This window comes from Micromonospora sp. NPDC049107 (genome assembly GCF_040648595.1).
Lineage (GTDB): Bacteria > Actinomycetota > Actinomycetes > Mycobacteriales > Micromonosporaceae > Micromonospora.
In genome coordinates this window covers 212,810-231,929 of the sequence record NZ_JBEZEC010000006.1, presented here as the reverse complement: position 1 = coordinate 231,929, position 19,120 = coordinate 212,810, and the positions used below count along the sequence as shown (strand labels likewise).

The 19,120-nt window shown below is 70.3% G+C and carries 14 protein-coding genes; 1 reads left to right on the top strand and 13 read right to left on the bottom strand.

The features are described from left to right. Nucleotides 1–139 precede the first annotated feature (139 nt). The 6 genes from AB0B55_RS16860 to AB0B55_RS16835 all read right to left on the bottom strand — a co-directional run bounded on the left by AB0B55_RS16860 (nt 140) and on the right by AB0B55_RS16835 (nt 8,137). Nucleotides 140–2,536, bottom strand: a complete 2,397-nt coding sequence (locus tag AB0B55_RS16860; RefSeq protein ID WP_357172128.1) for an RICIN domain-containing protein — start codon at nt 2,534–2,536, stop codon at nt 140–142. Between the two features lie 73 nt (nt 2,537–2,609). Beyond that, a complete protein-coding gene (locus tag AB0B55_RS16855; RefSeq protein ID WP_357172127.1) occupies nt 2,610–3,461 on the bottom strand; it encodes a sugar phosphate isomerase/epimerase family protein in 852 nt (283 codons plus the stop codon). A gap of 6 nt (nt 3,462–3,467) precedes the next feature. Further along, the gene (locus tag AB0B55_RS16850; RefSeq protein WP_357172126.1) at nt 3,468–4,658 is read right to left on the bottom strand and encodes a substrate-binding domain-containing protein; all 1,191 of its coding nucleotides are present in this window, start codon (nt 4,656–4,658) and stop codon (nt 3,468–3,470) included. 10 nt (nt 4,659–4,668) lie between these two features. Next, nucleotides 4,669–5,646: an ABC transporter permease gene (locus AB0B55_RS16845; protein ID WP_357121302.1), complete on the bottom strand. Its 978-nt coding sequence runs from the start codon at nt 5,644–5,646 to the stop codon at nt 4,669–4,671. 2 nt (nt 5,647–5,648) lie between these two features. Continuing rightward, nucleotides 5,649–6,623, bottom strand: a complete 975-nt coding sequence (locus tag AB0B55_RS16840) for an ABC transporter permease (RefSeq protein WP_357121299.1) — start codon at nt 6,621–6,623, stop codon at nt 5,649–5,651. Further along, complete coding sequence (locus AB0B55_RS16835; protein WP_357172125.1) at nt 6,620–8,137, bottom strand: sugar ABC transporter ATP-binding protein; 1,518 nt, start codon at nt 8,135–8,137, stop codon at nt 6,620–6,622. Before AB0B55_RS16835 ends, AB0B55_RS16840 begins: the two co-directional genes overlap by 4 nt. A gap of 524 nt (nt 8,138–8,661) precedes the next feature. Here AB0B55_RS16835 and AB0B55_RS16830 point away from each other — a divergent pair. Then, a complete protein-coding gene (locus AB0B55_RS16830) occupies nt 8,662–12,222 on the top strand; it encodes a ThuA domain-containing protein (protein WP_357121293.1) in 3,561 nt (1,186 codons plus the stop codon). An 84-nt stretch (nt 12,223–12,306) separates the two neighbouring features. Here AB0B55_RS16830 and AB0B55_RS16825 read toward each other — a convergent pair whose 3' ends face one another. The 7 genes from AB0B55_RS16825 to AB0B55_RS16795 all read right to left on the bottom strand — a co-directional run bounded on the left by AB0B55_RS16825 (nt 12,307) and on the right by AB0B55_RS16795 (nt 19,118). Then, nucleotides 12,307–13,278 (bottom strand): aldo/keto reductase, encoded by a 972-nt coding sequence (locus AB0B55_RS16825; protein WP_357172124.1) that lies wholly within the window; start codon nt 13,276–13,278, stop codon nt 12,307–12,309. Beyond that, nucleotides 13,275–14,153, bottom strand: coding sequence for an amidohydrolase family protein (locus AB0B55_RS16820; protein ID WP_357121287.1), 879 nt, complete (start codon nt 14,151–14,153; stop codon nt 13,275–13,277). The genes AB0B55_RS16825 and AB0B55_RS16820 overlap by 4 nt, the downstream gene beginning before the upstream one ends. Then, the gene (locus AB0B55_RS16815) at nt 14,150–14,911 is read right to left on the bottom strand and encodes an SDR family NAD(P)-dependent oxidoreductase (RefSeq protein ID WP_357121284.1); all 762 of its coding nucleotides are present in this window, start codon (nt 14,909–14,911) and stop codon (nt 14,150–14,152) included. The genes AB0B55_RS16820 and AB0B55_RS16815 overlap by 4 nt, the downstream gene beginning before the upstream one ends. Beyond that, nucleotides 14,908–15,936: an alcohol dehydrogenase catalytic domain-containing protein gene (locus AB0B55_RS16810; protein WP_357172123.1), complete on the bottom strand. Its 1,029-nt coding sequence runs from the start codon at nt 15,934–15,936 to the stop codon at nt 14,908–14,910. The genes AB0B55_RS16815 and AB0B55_RS16810 overlap by 4 nt, the downstream gene beginning before the upstream one ends. A gap of 137 nt (nt 15,937–16,073) precedes the next feature. Next, entirely contained in the window at nt 16,074–17,309 is a 1,236-nt protein-coding gene (locus tag AB0B55_RS16805; RefSeq protein WP_357121278.1) for a mandelate racemase/muconate lactonizing enzyme family protein, read from the bottom strand. Nucleotide 17,310: 1 nt separating this feature from the next. After that, a complete protein-coding gene (locus AB0B55_RS16800) occupies nt 17,311–18,138 on the bottom strand; it encodes a carbohydrate ABC transporter permease (RefSeq protein WP_355050068.1) in 828 nt (275 codons plus the stop codon). Continuing rightward, complete coding sequence (locus AB0B55_RS16795; protein ID WP_357121272.1) at nt 18,138–19,118, bottom strand: sugar ABC transporter permease; 981 nt, start codon at nt 19,116–19,118, stop codon at nt 18,138–18,140. The genes AB0B55_RS16800 and AB0B55_RS16795 overlap by 1 nt, the downstream gene beginning before the upstream one ends. Nucleotides 19,119–19,120: the final 2 nt, after the last annotated feature.

Sequence of the window (19,120 nt, the reverse complement as noted above, 5' to 3'; positions counted from 1 at the left end):
ATTCAACTACTTCCATGTCTCGACGTATCGGCGAGCGGACCCACCAGGGCAGGCGCAGGCCCCGTCGGTCACGGATGACCGACGGGGCCCATTCCCGCCGCAGACGGCCGGGGGTACGGCCGGTCGGGGCGAGCCCGCCTCAGCTACGCAACTGCCACTGCTGGTTGGTGCCGCCGTTGCACGACCAGAGGATGAGCTTCGTGCCGTTCGCCGTTGCGGCGCCGTTCGCGTCCAGGCAGAGGCCCGACTGCACGCCGGTGATCGTGCCGTTGGCGTTGACGTTCCACTGCTGGTTGGCCTGGCCGTTGCAGTCCCAGATCACCACCTTGGTGCCGTTGGCGGTGCCGGCACCGGAGGCGTCCAGGCACTTGTTGCCGTACACCATGAGCTGCCGGCTTGCGGTCACCGTCCACCGCTGGTTGGTGGCTCCGCTAATGCAGTCCCAGAGCTGGGCCTGCGTGCCGTTGGTGGTGACGGATCCGCCGATCTCGGCGCAGCGACCCGACTGGACGCCCACGATCTGCCCACTCTGCGGGTTGGTGCTGCCGCCGCCCTGGACGCCGGCCGCCGCGATCACGGACTGCGCGCCCGACGGCCAGTTTCCGTTGGAGACCGTGACGTTGCTGTTGACCACGTTGCCCCGGTCGCCGTTCGTCACGTTGGTGCTGCCGTTGGTCGACCAGTTGTTGGTGACGGTGAAGTTGCCCATGTTCTCCGCGTAGTAGTAGTTCGCGGTGGCCCAGGTGCCGGTGGAGGAGAACACGTTGTTGCGGGCGGTGTAGTAGCGCGAGCCCTCGTCGAAGTAGAGCCCGAACCAGCCGTTGGTTCGCAGGCAGTAGTTCTGGTTGATGGTCCCGCCCGGGTTCGCCGAGAGCGTGTAGATGCACCCGCCGTCGGTCATCTGCTGCATCACGTCGTGCACGTAGTTGCCGATGACCTGGTTGTTCGACGCGGTCGTGGCCGTGGAGTAGCGCGGCTGGTAGTTGTAGAGGCCCCGGTTGGCGTAGTGCTGGCTGCCACCGGCGTCGTTGGCGCCCCAGCCGTAGCCGACGGACAGCCCGGTGTACGGCATGTTGTAGACCTCGTTCTGCGAGACCAACGAGGTGCTGACGTAGGTGGTCAGGATCGACACCACGCCCCGGTACTCCACGCCCAGGTCGTGCACCCGGTTGTTGCTGATGGTGACGTTCCGGTTGACCATCCGCTGGTCGCCGGGGTGGTGGGCGTCGGCGCGCACGCCGCCGACCACGATGCCGCCGGCCGAGTTGCGGGCGATCTCGGAACGGGTGACCGTGATGTTGCTGGTACCCAGGCCGACACCGCTCGCGTGGGCGTTGGCGTCGTTGCCGATGCCGATGGCCGTCTGACCCAGGTTGACGAACTGGGAGTCGCTGAAGGAGATGGTGTTGGCGGCCGACACCTGCACGGCGGCGGGCATCTGGGCCCAGCTCGGCCGGGTGGCCTCGAACAGCGGGCAGCCCTCCTGGCAGGAGGTCAACGCGTCGGACGGGCGGGCCCAGGTGCCGACGATGTGCGCGCCGGTCTGCTGGTCGGCGAAGCCGTTGCTGCTGCTCGGGCCGAGCCAGCTCGTACCGGTGAAGGTGACGCCGCTGAACGAGATGTGGTGCGCGGGCGCGTCGTACGTGCCGCCCACGTTGACCAGCGACTGGAGCTGCGGCAGCTCCACGCTGACGCTGTTCATGTTCTGCCCGGCGAGCGGGATGTAGTTGAGCTGCCCGCTGCCCGGGTTGAGATACCACTCCCCCGCCGAGTCGAGGAACTCGTACGCGTTGGCCAGGTAGAACGGGCCGGCCCGGTGCGGACGGGACAGGGTGTCGAAGCCGAACGTGTTGTTGTTCCAGGCCGGCTGCTGCATCGTCAGGAAGTTCCCGCTGATGCTCTGCACGGGCGAGTACCGGTCGGTGAACGAGCCGACGCTCTCCACCTCGACCCGGCTCTGGTTACCGACGTTGTTCAGGTAGCTCAACGCGCTGTTGCTGAACCGCATGCCGGTCGTGGTGAAGGTGAAGTCGGCGCGGTTGACGGCGGTACGCGCCCGGGTGGCGATGGCGCCGTTGACGTAGAGCTGGCGGCTGTCCAGCCCGGTGGGGACGCTGGCTCGCCAGATGTTCTTCGCGGAGTCGACAAGCGACCAGCCGGTGACCGCCCGCGCGCCGCTGATCGTCGGGTGGGCCGAGGCGGCCGCCCGCCAGATCACCTGGTAGCCGTTGGTGCCGGAGTCGGCGGCGGTCAGCCGCAGCGGCGAGGTGAGCCGGTACACGCCGTCGGCCAGTTCCACGACGATGTCGCCGGACATGGAGCTGTTGAGCGTCCGGACGGCGGCCTGCGCGCCGGCAAGCGAGCACGGCTGGCTGGCGGAGCAGGTGCTCCCGCCGCCCGACGGGGACGCGTAGAGGGTGGTGGTCGCCGCGGCGGCCGGTGTGGCCGCGGCGGTGACGGCGACCATTGCGGTCAGTGCCGCCGTGGCGGCGCCGGCGAGGAGCCGGCGCGCCACGGCGATGGATGAGACGGACACTGGACGGTCTCCTGGGGGGGTAGAGGTGGGGTGGTGGGGTTAGCGCTAACAACATGGGCGTGCCGACGCCCGGTCAGGCGACGACCTTGCGGAGGTGGTGCAGGCCGTCGACCGCGAGGCGGTCCTGGGTGGGGGCCAGGGGCCGCCAGATCGACGCCGCGGTGGCGATGGTGGCGTTGTCGGCCGTGAACGACTCGATGCAGACCGCGCCCCGGTAGCCGGTGCCCCGCAGGACGGAGAAGAAGCGCGGCCAGTCGAAGTGGTCCGCGCCGGGAGCGCCCCGATCGGTGCCGCTGACCTGGACGTGCTTGATGTGCGGACCGGCCAGCGCGAGGGCCGCGTAGGGGTCTGCCTCCTCGATGTTCATGTGGTACGTATCGATCATGATGCCGACGCTCGACGGCAGGCCGTCGATCGCCTCGATCGTCTGCTCGACGGTGTTGAGCACGCTCGTCTCGTAGCGATTCAGCGCCTCGACACCGATGCTCACGCCACACTCGCCGGCCCGGTCGGCGACCGGCGCGAGCGCCCGCCGGAAGTCGGCGTAGCAGGCCGCGCGGGCCGCCGCCGACATCCGCCAGGTACGCCCGACGGCCGCGTACACCGGACCGCCGACGCAGGGCGCGCCGACCGCCGCCGCGCTCGCCACACACCCCATGAGGTACGCGACGGTCGACTCGACGACGGCCGGCGGGGCGTCCACCAGATCCCGCCCGGGCGGGGTGACCGCGCAGACCCCGGCCGCGGCGAGACCGTGCTCGGCCAGCAGGTCCCGCGTGCGGACGGGATCCCAGTCACCGGGCTGCTCGATCGGCAGTTCGACCGCCTCGAACCCGAACGAGGCGATCCGCGGGATCAACCGGGCGAGGGCCTCGTCGTCGACCGGCGAGGCCCACACCCAGGGGTTGACGCCAATGGCGTACACCGCAACCTACTTCCAGCGCTGGGGGTAGCCGGGCAGGTCACGGCAGCCGCACATCGCGTAGTGCAGCGGCGGCATGCTCGCGTCGAGGTACTGGTCCAGGTTGTCCTGGGTGATCGTGGGCTGCGGCAGCTTCCACGGGCTGGACACCTGCTTGCCGTCGAGGATGTCCAGCGCGGCGATGATCGGCGTCCGCCACTGGTACGTCGGGTAGGTCGGCGCGATGGCGGTGAGCTGCTTGTCCTTCCAGAGCTTCAGGAAGTCGAGCTGGTCCTCGCCGTTAATCGGCGGTACGGGCTTGCCGGCGTCCTGGAACGCCTCGACCGCCGCCACGGCGACCGCTCCGGCGTCCATCCAGACCCCGTCGATCGTGCCGTACCGCTGGATGTAGTCGTTCACGATCTTCTTGGTCTTGGCGGGGTCGCCGTCGGTGAACTCCACGCCCACGACGTCGACCTTCGCCTTGTCCAGCGCGATCTTCGCGGCCGACCAGCGGGTCTCCAACACGTCGACCCCGGGCAGGATGCGCAGCGCCAGCAGCTTGCCGCCGGGCTTCATCTTCTGGCTGACGAACTCCGCGCCGACGTGGCCGAAGCCGTAGCCACCCACCGGGTTGATGAACGTCACCGGGCAGGTCGTGTTGACGCCCCGGTCGAAGACGACCACCGGCAGGCCGGCCTTGCAGGCGGCCTCGACGGCCGGGGTGAGTGTGGCGGTGGTGTTCGGCGACACGATGAGCGCGTCGCAGCTCTTGCCGAGCAGATCGTTGATGTCGGCGATCTGCTTCTGGTCCTTGCCCTCGGCGTCGACGTGCACGAACTCGCTGATGCGGGACTTCTGCGCCTCGACCTCGGCCTGCATGGTCTTGAAGCCGACCTGCCGCCACGGGTTGTTCAGCGCCGCGTTCGAGAAGCAGATCTTGTGCGGACCGGCCTTCTTGAACTTGGCGGTGTCCACCATCTTCGGGTTGAGCACCTGCTCCCACGGCTTGTCCGCCGGGCCCGTAGGGGCGGCGTCGAGCAGGGCCAGCTCGTTGTCGTAGTCGGCCTGCACGAAGAACTTGGACTGCTCCCCGGTGCCGGACCCCGCGGCGGCGGACGCGCTGCCGGACGGGGACGCGGTCGGCTCGTCGGTGGCGCATCCGGCGGCGGCCAGCGTCAGCACACCGGCCGCAGCCAGGGCGGTCATGGATCGTCTCATCGAATCACCTTTATCTTGAGGAGGAGGAACGCGAAGCCGAGACCGCCACGGCGAGCAGGATGATCAAGCCTTGGACGGTCGATCTGAGGGCACCGGAGACGCCGGTGAAGTTCATCAGCGCGAAGAGCGTCTCGAGGGTCAGTGCGCCGAGCATCGCCCCGACGACCGAGCCGCGACCGCCGCCGAGGGCGACCCCGCCGAGCACGACGGCGGTGATCGCGGCGAACTCCAGGCCGACTCCGGCCTGGAACGACACACCGCTGTACCCGCCGAGCAGGATCGCCGCGACCGCCGCCGCGACACCGCTCAGCACGAACGCGATCGTCTTGGTGAGACCGACGCGTACGCCGCTCAACTCGGCGGTGCGCGGATTGTCCCCGACGGCGACGAGCGTGCGGCCGAAGTCCGAGCGGGTCAGCACCACGGCGATCGCGGCGACGACCACCAGCACGAGCAGCGCGTACGGGATCCGGCCGAGCAGCGGCACGTCCTCGATGGCCCGTCGACCGAACCGACGGAACTCCTCGGAGAGGCCGCCCTTCGGTGCGCCGTCGGACCACAGGTAGACGGCGCCGACGAGGATCAGGAACATGCCCAGGGTGGTGATGAAGGAGGGCACCCGCAGCACCGTGGTGACCAGACCGTTGACCAGCCCGACGAACGCGCCACCGACGAGCAGCAACGCGACCACCGGCCAGGTGCGCGACGGGTCGCTGTCGATGAGGCGGGCAGCCACGACGACCTGCGCCGTGACCAGGGAGCCCACCGAGAGGTCGAACTCCCCGCTGACGATCACGAAGTACTGACCGGCGGCGAGCAGGATGATCGGCGCGGAGCGACCCAGGAACGACATCAGCGACCCGGGGGCGAGGAAGTCGGGTTGCACGAACGCGATGATGATCAGCAGCACCGCCAGGAGCGCGGCGATCGGCGCGATCCCGTCGAGGCGGATCCGGAGGGTGAGCGGACGGCGCTCGGCGACCCGCATGGTCAGGACCCCGCCTTTCGCATGGCCCGTCGGGCGTAGACGGCGACCGCGGCGATGATGATCACGCCACGGATCACCTGCTTGAAGAACGCGTCGACCTCGAGCTGGTTGAAGACCGCGTCGATGCTGGCGAGCAGCAGCACGCCGCCGATCGTGCCGAGGACGCCCCCGCGCCCGCCCGCGAGGGCGGTGCCACCGAGGACCACCGCGGCGATGGACTCCAGGTCGTAGAGCCCCTCGGTGCCCACCCGCGGGGCGCCGGAGCCGAGCCGGCTGGCCAGGTAGACGCCGGCCAGCCCGGCACAGAGGGAACACAGCACGTGGGCCGTGACGAGGACCCGGTCGTTGCGGACGCCGGAGAGCCGGGCGACCTCCGGATCACCCCCGACGGCCACCAGGTGGTGGCCGAACCGGGTACGCGAGAGGACGAACCAGGCCGCCGCGGTCACCGCGAGCAGCAGCAGGAAGGACACCGGCACCGGGCCGACCCGCTGGTAGCCGAGCGTCCGGACGAGAGCGGGCGCGCTCTCGCCGGCCGGGCCGTCGTAGCCGTTGTCGAGGTAGCCCTTGAGCAGCAGTCCGACGCCGAGGGTCGCGATGAACGCGTTGATCCGCAGCTTGGTGACGAGCAGCCCGTTGAGCAGTCCGACGCCGGCGCTGACCGCGAGCGCCAGCCCGATCGCCGGCAGCAGGGCGCCGTCGCTGCCGTTCATCGCCTCGGCCGCCACCAGGGTGCTGAGGCTGATCACGAACGCCACGGAGAGGTCGAGCGACCCACCGAGGATGACCAGGGTCTGCCCGACGGCGACGAGGCCGAGGCCGGCGGCGACGTGCAGCAGGCTCACCGTCGTCGACTGGTTGAAGAGCTGACCACCGTCGAGCATGACGATCAGCCAGCCGACCACGAGGGTGAGGGCAAGGGCCACGTACACGCCCGGCACGGCACGGCGGGCGGGACGCAGCGACAGGGCGGTCATGAGACAGCCTCCCGGACGGTGGTGGTGCCGACGGCCAGGGCGACGACGTCCTCCTCGGTCGCGCCGGCGGGCAGCTCGCCCGCGATCCGACCGTCGCGCAGGACGACGATCCGGTCGCTCATACCGAGCAGCTCCGGCAGCTCCGACGAGATCATCAGCACCGCCGCGCCGTCGCTGGCGAGGCGGCGGACGAGGTCGTGGATGGCGGACTTCGCCCCCACGTCGATGCCCCGGGTCGGCTCGTCGAAGATCAGGATGCGCGGGCTCAGCGCCAGCCAGCGGGCCAGCACGACCTTCTGCTGGTTGCCGCCGGAGAGGAAGCGGATCTCCTGGTCGTCGCCGGCCGAGCGGACCTCCACGGCGGCGAGCAGCTCGCGTACCCGTGCCGTGCGGGCGGCGCGACCGGACCGTGTCGCGAAGGCGGCCCGGCTGGCCAGCAGCGCGTTGTCGAGCACCGATTGCCGTGCCACGATGCCCTCGCCCTTGCGGTCCTCGGTGACGTACGCGATGCCGGCCCGCATGGCGGCGCGCGGCGAGCGCAGCCGCACCGGTTCGCCGTCCAACTCGACGGCGCCGGTCGTGAACGGCGCCACGCCGAAGAGCGCCCGAGCGAGCGCGGATCGTCCGGAGCCCTGTAGGCCGCCGACGCCGAGCACCTCGCCGGCGCGCAGCTCGAGGTCCACTCCCCGCAGCTTGCGGTTACCCCCGTCGCGGACGGTGAGCCGGACCGGCCCACGGTCGTCGGGACCGGCCCGCTCGGGGTAGTAGCTGGACAGCTCGCGGCCGACCATGTGCCGGACCAGCTCGTCGGCGGTCGTGCTCGCGGTGTCCACCGTGGTCACCCGGCGACCGTCCTTGAGCACGGTGATCCGGCTGGACAGGTCGAAGACCTCGGTGAGCCGGTGCGACACGTACAGCAGACCGATCCCGCGCTCCTGGAGGCGGCGTACCAGCCCGTAGAGCAGTTCGACCTCCTGGTCCGCGAGGGCCGCGGTCGGCTCGTCCATGATGAGCAGTCGCGCGTCCAGGGCGAGCGCCTTGGCGATCTCGACGACCTGCTGCTGGGCGACGCCGAGCCGGCCGACCCGGGCGTCGGCCGGCAGGGCGGTCTCGCCGATCGAGGTGAGCAGGTCGCGGGTGCGGTCGAGCATCGCGCGGCGGTCCACCAATCCACGCCGGACCGGTTCGTGGCCCAGGTAGACGTTCTCCGCGACGGTGCGCTCGGGCAGCAGGTTGAATTCCTGGTGGATGATGCCGACGCCGGCGCGCTGGGCATCACGGGGGCCGTGGAACGCGCGCGGTTGGCCGGCGAACTCGACGGTGCCCTCGTCCGGGGCGTACCCGCCCGAGACGATCTTCATGAGCGTCGACTTGCCGGCGCCGTTCTCACCGACGACGGCGTGCACCTCGCCCGGCGCGACGTCGAGGTCGACGCCCTCGAGGACGCGTACACCGAGGAACGACTTGCCGATGCCCCGCAGGGCCAGCAGCGGTGCCGGTGGTGGATCTGACATCCCGATAGCCCTTACAGATAGTAGTCATCGACGAGGTCAGCACAGCCGCCGGTAGGCCGTTCGACGCGCTGAGTGACGCACTTTCGCAGCTTGCTGAAGAACTTGCGTTTTTATGGTGCAAACATTTCCTTGACATCGAGGAAACATCACACGTATGAAGATAGATGTTTGGATGCGGGTCCGCAATCCTCGATCTGCGGCGACAGCCAGGCCCAGCACTCGATCGGCACGAGTGCGGGCATGGACCGGTCAGGCCCGACTACCCCTACCCGGGGGTAACATCAGACGCTCGACGTTATATTGACAGTCCTCAATGGATGATTCATCCTGACCTCGCAGACCATGGACGAGATCACAGCCCACATCACGCTGTGTGACATCCAGCGGGGCTGACTGCCGTCTCGGCGTACGGCACGACGACCGCGACCAGCACACCCGTGGCTCTCGCGCGCCCAGGCACGACCTGACGCGCTGTCGGCCCGTGCTCGCAATCGCCAGTTGCCCGCCCAAACCTAGGAGACGGCATGCGTCGCCCCACAATGATCATTGGATTGATCGTCGGCCTGTTGGTGGCCCTCGGCCTGGCCCCGCCAGCGTCGGCCGCCCCGGCGTTCCGCGCCCTGTTGTTCACCAAGACCGCCGGCTACCGGCACGACTCGATCCCGGCCGGGATCTCGATGATCCAGCAGCAGGCCGCCGCGAACAACTTCGAGGTGGTGGCGACCGAGGACGCGAGCGTCTTCACGGCCGCCAACCTCGCCACCTTCGACGTCGTCATCATGCTCCAGACCTCCGGCATGGTCTGGACCTCGGCCTCCCAGCGCCAAGCCATCGAGGGCTACCTCGCCAGTGGCAAGGGCATCGTGGGCGTGCACAACGCCACCGACATGGGCATCGAGTCTGAGTACCCGTGGTGGGACCAGATGATGAACGGCGGCGCCCACATGCCCGAGCACTCCCCCGGAGTCCTCGCCGGCACCGCCATCGTCGCCGACAAGCAGCACCCCTCGACGGTCGGCCTGCCGGACCGCTGGAGCCGCAGCGAGGAGTGGTACAACTTCGACTCCAACCCGCGCGGCAACGTGCACGTCCTGGTGACCGCCGACGAGCGCACGTACAACCCGGGCTCGCGGGCGATGGGCCCGGACCACCCGATCTCGTGGTGCCGCAACACCGGTGGCGGACGGGTGTGGGCCACCGCGATGGGCCACGCCATCGACTCCTACAGCGAGACCTACTTCCGCAACCACGTCCTGGGCGGCATCAAGTGGGCCGCCGGCAACCTGCCCGGCGACTGCGGCGGCACCGTCTGGGGCAACTTCGAGAAGCGCACGCTCGACGACAACACCGCGGACCCGATGGCGCTGTCCGTGCTGCCGGACGGTCGCGTCCTGTACGTCCAGCGGGGTGGCCAGGTCAAGATCTTCAAGCCGAGCACGAACAGCACCGTCACCGCCGCCACGCTGAGCGTCTACACCGGCGGTGAGGACGGCCTCACCGGCGTCGCGATAGACCCCGCGTTCGCCAGCAACGGATACGTCTACCTGTACCACTCACCAGCGAGCAGCTCGACCGACGTCAACCGGGTGTCCCGCTACACGCTCTCCGGTGACACGCTCAACCTGTCCACCGAGGCCCGGATCATCGACATCCCCGCTTACCGGGACCGGACCTTCGCGGAGCCCGGACACACCGGCGGCTACATCGACTTCGGCCCGGACGGCAACCTCTACATCGGCACCGGCGACGACACGCCGCCCAACCTCGACCCCAACTGGCAGGGGTACGCCCCGCTGGACTGGCGCTCGGGCAAGTCCAACCTGGACGCCGCCCGCTCCGCCGGTAACACCAACGACCTGCGCGGCAAGCTGCTGCGCATCAAGCCCTCGGCCAGCGGCGGGTACACCATCCCGACGGGCAACCTCTACCCCCAGGGCACGGCGCAGACCAAGCCCGAGGTGTACGCCATGGGCTTCCGCAACCCGTTCCGCTTCTCGATCGACCCGGTCACCGGCTGGGTCTACCTGGCCGACTACGGGCCGGACCGCAACCCGCCGACGACCAACCGCGGCCCGGAGGGTCTCGTCGAGCTGAACGTGATCAAGACGGCCGGCAACTACGGCTGGCCGTTCTGCCACGGCAACAACCAGCCGTACGCGCCGTTCAACCCGGACACCGGTGTGGTCGGGGCGAAGTTCAACTGCAGCGCGCCGGTCAACAACTCGCCCAACAACACCGGCCTGGTCAACCTCAAGCCGGTCGTCTCGCCGAACATCTGGTACGGCTACCCGGCCTCGACGACCTTCCCCGAGCTGGGCTCCGGCGGGTCGGCCCCGATGGGCGGCCCGGTGTACCGGTACAACGCGAACAACCCGTCGGCGACGAAGTTCCCGCCGTACTACGACGGCGTGCACTTCTTCTACGAGTGGGCCCGCAACTACGTCAAGGAGGTCCACTTCGACTCCTCGACGGCGGTCACCCGGACCAACCCCTTCCTGCCCGGCGGCAACTTCAACAAGCCCATGGACATGGAGTTCGGCCCCGACGGTTCGCTGTACCTGCTGGAGTGGGGCTCGAACTTCGGCGGCGGCAACAACGACTCCGGGCTCTACCGGATCGACTACATCCAGGGCGGCCGGTCACCGATCGCGAAGGCCGTCGGCACGCCGACCAGCGGCAGCGCCCCGCTGACCGTCCAGTTCAGCAGCGCCGGCACAAACGACCCGGACCCTGGCAACACCCTCAGCTACCAGTGGACCTTCGGTGACGGTGGTACGTCCACGGCAGCCAACCCGACACACACCTACACGACCAACGGCGACTACACCGCACAGCTGAAGGTCACCGACAACACCGGCAAGACCGGCTTCGCCAACGTGCAGATCACCGTCGGCAACACCGCCCCGGTGGTCACCATCAACGTGCCGCCCAACGGCGGCATGCTGAACTTCGGCGACAAGGTCTCGTACACGGTCAGTGTCTCCGACCCCGGCGGCGCGGCCATCGACTGCACCAAGGTGTTCGTCAACCCGGCCCTCGGCCACGACGACCACGCCCACGAGACCACCGAGTACCCGGGCTGTTCGGGGACCATCTCCACCGACCTGCTCGGTGGGCACCCCGAGGGCGCGAACCTGTACTACGTGCTCAACGCCCGCTACACCGACAACGGCGGCTCGGGTGGCGGCTCGCCGCTGACCGGCTACGCGCAGGCGATCCTGCAGCCGAAGCACAAGCAGGCCGAGTATTTCAGCAGCCAGTCGGGCATCCGGGTCGTCGACCAGAGCGCCGCGGAGAGCGGTAAGCGCGTCGGTGACATCTCCAACAACGACTGGGTAGCGTTCAACCCGATGAGCCTGTCGAACATCAGCACCGTCAGCTACCGGCTGTCCTCGCCCAGCGGCGGCGGAAGCATCGAGCTGCGGGCCGACTCGCCGACCGGCACCCTGCTGGCCACCACGTCGGTGCCCAGCACCGGCGGCTGGGACAACTACCAGTCCACGGCGGCGACGAGCGTCGCGGCCCTGTCCGGGACGCACACCCTCTACATGGTGTTCAAGGGCAGCTCGTCCAACTGGTTCGACCTCGACGCCTTCACCTTCGGCGGCAACGGCGTGGGGGTGCCCGGCGGCAGCGACCCGGGTACCGGTGGCGTGGCCGGGAAGACCTGGACCCTCACGGCCCAGCACAGCGGCAAGCTGATGGACGTCAGCGGGGTCTCCACCGCCGACGGCGCCCAGGTCGTGCAGTGGGCGGCCACCGGGGGCAACAACCAGAAGTGGCAGGCGGTGGACGCCGGCGGCGGCGCCGTCTACCTCAAGGCGGTGCACAGCGGTAAGTGCCTCGACGTCGTCGGCGGCTCGACCGCACAGGGCGCCTTCCTGCAACACACCACCTGCAACAACTCCAACCAACAGAAGTTCACCGTGACGGCGACCGGCACCACCGGGGTCTACACGGTCAAGAGCGCGCTGAGCGGGCTCTGCCTGGACGTCAACGGCGCCTCGACCGCTGACGGGGCCCGCCTGCTGCAGTGGGGCTGTCACAGCGCCGCCAACCAGCAGTGGCGGTTCACCCAGGTCTGATCACCGGACCTGGCGCGAACGAAGCGCCGGCCACCCGCTCCTGACGACGGGTGGCCGGCGCTCCGGCTTTTCAGCGCCGCGCCGTCAGCGGAGCAGTCCGGCGTCGCGCAGCGCCACCCACAGCCGCTCCGGGACGTCCGCGTCGAAGCGGCGCAGGGTCTCGGTCACCTGGGCCTCGTCCCGCAGGCCGACCACCGTCGAGACCACCACCGGGTGCCGGCGGACGAACGCCAGCGCCGCCTGGGGCAGCGTGACGCCGTGCTCCTGGCAGACCGCCGCGATCCGGCGGGCCCGTTCGATCACCTCGGGCGGCGCCTGCTGGTAGTTGTAGGTCGCGTCGGCCGGCGGCTGGTCACGGGCCAGCAGCCCGGAGTTGTAGACCCCGGCGATCACCACGCCCACCCCCGCGGCCTGCGCGGCCGGCAGCAGGTCGTCGGCCGCGCCCTGTTCGAGCAGGGTGTAGCGGCCGGCGCACATCACCACGTCGATGTCGGTCTCCTGGACGAAGCGGGCCAGCATCGCCGACTGGTTCATGCCGGCGCCGATCGCGCCGACGACCCCCTGGTCACGCAGCTCGACCAGGGCCGGTACCGCCTCGGTCGCCGCCTGCTCCCAGTGCTCGTCCGGGTCGTGCAGGTAGACGACGTCCACGCGGTCCAGGCCGGTGCGGTCCAGGCTGGCCTCCAACGACCGCAGGACGCCGTCGCGGCTGAAGTCCCAGACCCGCCGGTGGTCGGCCGGCACGTCGAACCCCTCGGGGTCGCGGTCCCGCGCGCCCTCGGGCGAGGGTACGAGCAGCCGCCCGACCTTCGTCGACACCACGTACTCGTCGCGGGGCCGAGACCGCAGCGCCGCCCCCAACCGCCGCTCGGACAGGCCGAGACCGTAGTGCGGCGCGGTGTCGAAGTACCGGATGCCGGCGTCCCAGGCGGTGTCGACGGCCGCCGCGAACTCCTCGTCCGACGTCCCCCGGTACAGGTTGCCGCCCTGCGCCGCGCCGAAGCCCAGCGTGGTGAGGCGTACCCCCGGTCGCCGGGGCAGCTCCCGGCCCGTCACGGCTCCCCCAGCCCGTACGCGCGGGCGGCGGTCTCCCGCCAGATCGACGCCTGCTCCGCGTCGGCGAGCGGTTCCAGCAGATCGGCGAGGACGCCGACCCACCGGGTGTAGGAGCTGGCGAGCAGGCACACCGGCCAGTCGGAGCCGAACATGAGCCGGTGCGGTCCGAACGCGTCGAGCGCGTGGTCGATGGCGGGGCGCAGGTCGGCAGCGGACCAGGACGAGCCGTCCACCTCGGTCACCAGGCCGGAGAGCTTCGCGGTGACATTCGGCTCGGCGGCGAGCGCCCGCAGGTTGGCGGGCCAGTCGCCCAGGTCTCCCCTGCCGAGCGACGGCTTGGCGAGGTGGTCCAGGACGAACGACACCTCGGGCAGGTCCCGGACGAGCCGCGTGGCCGCCGGCAGTTGATGGTCGCGGACCAGCAGGTCGTAGGCGAGACCGGCGGCCCCGACGGCCGCGATGCCCCGCCGAACGTCGCGCCGGTCGAGGTACGCCGGGTCGGGCTCGGACTGGACCAGGTGGCGGATGGCGACCAGCCGCTCCCCGCCGCGGGCGGCGCGCAGGCGGTCGAGGCGCTCGTCGATGTCGTCGGCGGCGAGGTTGACCCAGCCGACGACGCCGCCGATGAGGGGATCGTCGGCCGCGATGCCCAACAGGTGTTCCGTCTCCGCCACGGAGGCGATGGACTGCACGACGACGGTCTCGGTGACCCCGGCGGCCCGCGCCGCCGGAGCGAGATCCGCCGGGGTGAAGTCGTTGTCGATGGCCGCCATCGTGTCCGGGTCGATCCACGGTTGCGGGTGCCGGGCGCGGACCCAGAGGTGGTGGTGCGCGTCGATGATGCCGGGACGCCCGGTCGGCGTGGGCCCGGTCATCGGCCCAACCATCCGCCGTCGACGGGCAGGACGGTGCCGTGCACGTAGTCCGACGCGCTGGCGGCCAGGAACACGGTGGCGCCGGCCAGGTCGTCGGCGCGTCCCCACCGGCCGGCCGGGATCCGACCCAGGATGGCGTCGTTGCGTACCGGGTCGTCGCGCAGCGCCTGGGTGTTGTCGGTGGCGATGTACCCGGGCGCTATCGCGTTGACGTTGACGCCGTGTCCGGCCCACTCGTTGGACAGCGCCTTGGTCAGCCCGGCGAGGCCGGACTTGGCCGCCGTGTAGCTCGCGACGTTGATGCCGCCCTGGAAGCTCAGCAGCGAGGCGGTGAAGATGACCTTGCCGTGGCCCCGGTCGACCATCCGCCGGCCGATCTCCCGGGTCAGCACGAACTGGCTGGACAGGTTGACCTGCACCACCCGGTCCCACATCTCGTCGGGGTGCTCCACGGCCGGCGCCCGGGCGATCGTGCCGCCGTTGTTCACCAGGATGTCCACCGGCGCGACCGCCTCGGCCTCCTCGGCCAGCCGGTACACCGCGGCCCGGTCGCCCAGGTCGGTCCGGATGGCGGTGAACCGACGACCGGCGGCCTCGACGCGCCGTTGGACCTCACTGCCCTCCGGTTCCAACTGCGCCGACACCCCGATGATGTCCGCGCCGGCCAACGCCAGGGCCTCGGCCATCGCCAGGCCGATCCCCCGCCGGGCCCCGGTTACCAGGGCGGTCCGTCCGGTCAGGTCGAACAGGACGCTCATCGCTCCTCCTCCCGCCAGTCGAGCAGCACCTTCATGACACCTCCGCCGGACTCCAGGGCCGTGAACGCGTCCGTGACGCCGGCCACCGGGAGCACCCGGGAGATCAGCTCCTGGGCCGGGATGACGCCCGCCGCCACCAGCCGGATCGCCTCGACGACGTCCTCGCGCCGGTACAGCCGCGCGCCCAGCAACTCCAGTTCCCGCCAGAAGAAGCGGTGCAGGTTCACCGGACGTGGCTGCGGGTGGATCGCCACCATCACCAGCCGGCCCCGGGTGGTCAGCACGTCCACCGCCGTGCTGACGCCGGCGGCCGAACCGGACACCTCGAACGCGACGTCCGCGCCCGCGCCGCCGGTCCGTTCGTTGACCAGCGCCACCACGTCGGTCGGCCCCGGGTCGACGGCCTCGATGCCGATGCCCGACGCGACTCCGCGCCGGAAACCGTCCGGTTCGACGAGCAGGACCTGGGCCCCCCGCTCACGGGCGACGGCGGCGATGAGGACGCCCACCGGGCCCCCGCCGACGACGACCACGTGCTCGCCGGACGCCACCTGCGCCCGGCCGACGTCGTGCACCGCCACGGCGACGGGCTCGACGAGCGCCGCGCGGTCCAACGGCAGGTCGTCGGGGAGCGGCAGCACCAGGTCGGCCGGCACCGTCCAGGACGACTGCATCGCGCCGGGCGAGTCGATGCCGAGGAAGTCCATCGCGTGACAGATGTGCGAGTGGCCACGACGGCACGCCGGGCACTGCCCGCAGGCGCGCGTGGGCATCACGGTGACGGGCTGCCCGACCCGCAGATCGGTCACGCCGTCGCCGACCGCGGCGACGCGCCCCGACATCTCGTGTCCCAGGACCGCCGACGCGCCGACCCGGGCGTCCATGTCGCCGTGGAAGATGTGCAGGTCCGTACCGCAGATCCCGGTGTACGCCACCGCGATCCGTACCTGGCCGGGGCCCGGCGGTTCCGGTGCGCGGTCCTCGATCCCGAGGTCCCGTGCTCCCTTGTAGACAACTGCCTTCACTGCTGCTCCGTCTCGACGTGGTTGGTACGTACGGTGCGGGTGACAGGGCGGCCGGAGCCGCGTCCGCGGTGTCGGCGCCACGGACACGGTAATCATCCGACCAATTGCGGTCCAGTGCGGATACGGTCCGTGCCGGCTCAGTGCCGCAGCGGCGCCACGTCGTTCGGGGACGTGACCGCGTCGACGAGCAGGGCCTCGACCCCGGCCGGCACGGCGGCGACCGGGTGCTCGGCCACGGCGAGCAGCCGCTTGCCGGCTCGCTCCGGACGGACGTTCGGGCTGTCGGCGGTCGGAGTCCCCGGACGGTGTCCGGCGGCCGCGATCGCCGCCTCGTCCACCCGTACCCCGAGGCCGGGTGTCTCACCCAGGACGAACGCGCCGTCCTCGACGTGCAGGTCGAGGCCGATACCCGTCGGTGGTCGGAGATCCTGCAACTCGCTGACCAGGTGGTTGGGCACCGAGGTCGCGGCGTGCAGGAGACCGACGGGGATGTTGCCGATGGGGCTGACCGGTAGGTCGTTGGCGTGCGCCAGCGCCGCCACCCGCAGGAAGTGGGTGACCCCCCAGACCGCGGCCGTCTGCACGATGTCGACCGCGCCCGCCGCGATCAGCGGCCGGTACTGCTCCAGCCCGGTGAGGTTCTCACCGGTGGCGATCGAGGCCCGTACGCCCCGCCCCACGGCGGCCAGGCCCTCGGCGTCCCAGCGGCGGACCGGCTCCTCGATCCAGATCAGATCGAGGGTACGTTCCAACTCGGCCACGTGGCGCACGGCCTGCTTGCGCGACCACGCCTCGTTGACGTCGAGCATCAGGCCCGGCCGTCGGCCGTGACCGGCCTCGGTCAGCACCTCCCGGACCAGGCCGAGCCGGTGCCGGTCCCGCTCGATGTCGAGACCGCCCTTGAGCTTGGCGGCCCGCAGGCCGTACCCGGCATAGACCTCGTACTCCGCGACCAGTTCGTCGTCGGTCAGCCCGATGTCGAGACCGGAGGCGTACGCGGGAACGCGCCGGTCCCGCCCGCCGAGCAGGCGCCAGAGCGGCTCGCCGGCGATCTTCGCCTTGATATCCCACAGGGCGGTGTCCAGCGCGCCGATCGTCCCGAACACCAGGCCGGCGTGCCCGGCCTTGAACGTCTGCCGCAGCATCCGGTCGTACAGGGTGGACACCGCGCGGGGATCTTCCCCTTCGATGGCCGGGAAGATCTTGTCGATCTCCACGTGCGGCCCGAGGCCGATGCCGTCGATCCCCTCGTCGGTCTCGACGATGGTGATCGGCAGTGTCGTCACGCCGTCGGGGAACACGCCGTTGGCGTCGCCGACGGGTCGGCCCCACTCCTGGACCGTCGTCAGGGTTCGATACCCGGTGATGCGCATGTCAGCCTTTCGTGGAACCAGCGGCGACGCCGTCGGCGATCTGGCGCTGAAGGAACAGGTAGACCGCCAGGACCGGGATCGCGGCGATGAGCACCCCGGAGGCGAAGGTGGGAATGTCCTCGGAGTACTGCCCCCGCAGCGAGGTCACCCCGACCATGAGGGTCCGGTGGTCGGCCGACGGCATCAGCAGCAGCGAGATGAGCACGTCGTTCCAGCAGAACAGCGTGTTGAGGATGCCCACGGACAGCAGCGCCGGAGCGCCCAGCGGCAGCATGATCCGCCGGTAGACGCCGTACACGGTGTTGCCGTCGATCCGGGCCGCGTCGACGATCTCCGCCGGGATGGTGCGGTAGTAGCTGGTCATCAGGAAGACCGTGAAGGGCAGGAACTGCGCGACGTACGCCAGGATCAGCCCCGGGTACGTGTCGACCAGACCGCTGTCGGCCATCACCCGGGCCAGCGGCACCATGATCACCTGGAAGGGGATGAAGAGCGCCGCGAGGCAGCCGATGAACAGCGCCGTCGAGCCCCGGAAGCGCAGTTGGCTCAGCGCGAAGCCGGCCATCGACCCGAACAGCAGCAGCAGGAACACCGCGCAACCCACCACGAGGATCGAGTTGGCGGTGTACCGGCCCATGCCGACGCTGGTCCACGCCTTGGTGATGTTCTCGAAGTGCAGGGAGTCCGCCAGACCGAAGCGGTCGAGGATGTACTCCCGGCGGGTCTTCATCGCGACGTTCGCCGTGAACAGGAGGGGGTAGATCGTCGCGACCGCGAGGAGCCCCATCGGGATCACGAGCAACCATCTGCCCAGTCGGACGCGGGACATCAGTCCTCCCTCCCCGCGCGTCGGAGCAGCTTGAGCTGGAGCAGCCCGACGACGAGCATGATGACGAACAGAACGGTGGACGCGGCCGACGCCAGGGCCGGTCGGTTCATCCGACCCTGCTGGATCCAGATGTAGTACTCCGGCAGGTAGGTCGAGCCCTCCGGACCGCCACTGGTCATGACGTAGAGCAGGCCGAACATGGACGTCAGCATCCCGATCATCGTGGTCACGAAGACGAACTGGATGGTGCGGGTCAGGCTGGGGATGATCACGTGCCAGATCACCTGGGCCAGGGACGCGCCGTCCACCCGGGCGGCGTCCAGCAGGGCCGCGTCCAGGGTCGCGAAGCCCGCGAGGAAGACGACCAGGGCCATTCCGAAGGTCGCCCACACGTGCACACCGACGACCGCGAACATGGCGACGTCCGGATCACCGAGCCAGTCCACCGGCCCGATGCCCACCGTGGACAGGACAACGTTGACAGGACCGTCAAACGAGAGCAGCAGATTGAAGATCGCGCCGACGATGACCGGGGACAGCACGGCCGGGAAGAAGTAGACGCTGCGGTAGAACCGGTGCCCCGGCACGCGCAGGTAGATGAACGTGGCGAGTAGACCCGGAATGGCCACCGCCACCGGCAGGAGCAGGACCAGCAGTCCCACGTTGCGCAGCGCCTGCTGGAACAGCGGATCCTGGAGCAGGTGGACGTAGTTGTCGAAGCCGACCATCGCCCCGTCGCGGTCGCCGTCGCCGGTGAAGGAGAAGTTGACACCGAGCGCGAGCGGGTACAGCCGCAGCAGCACGAGGATCAGGACGGCCGGGGCGACCAGCACGAAGGGCGCCAGTTGCTCGGCGCGTCGGCCGCCGGCGGCGCGCCGCGAGACGGCGCGGTCGCGAGGCGGCGGTGCGGAGGGCGGGACCCCGCCGGCCCGCCCGGCCGAAGCCGAGCGGACCGACGGGAGCGACTTGCCGATCGTCACGA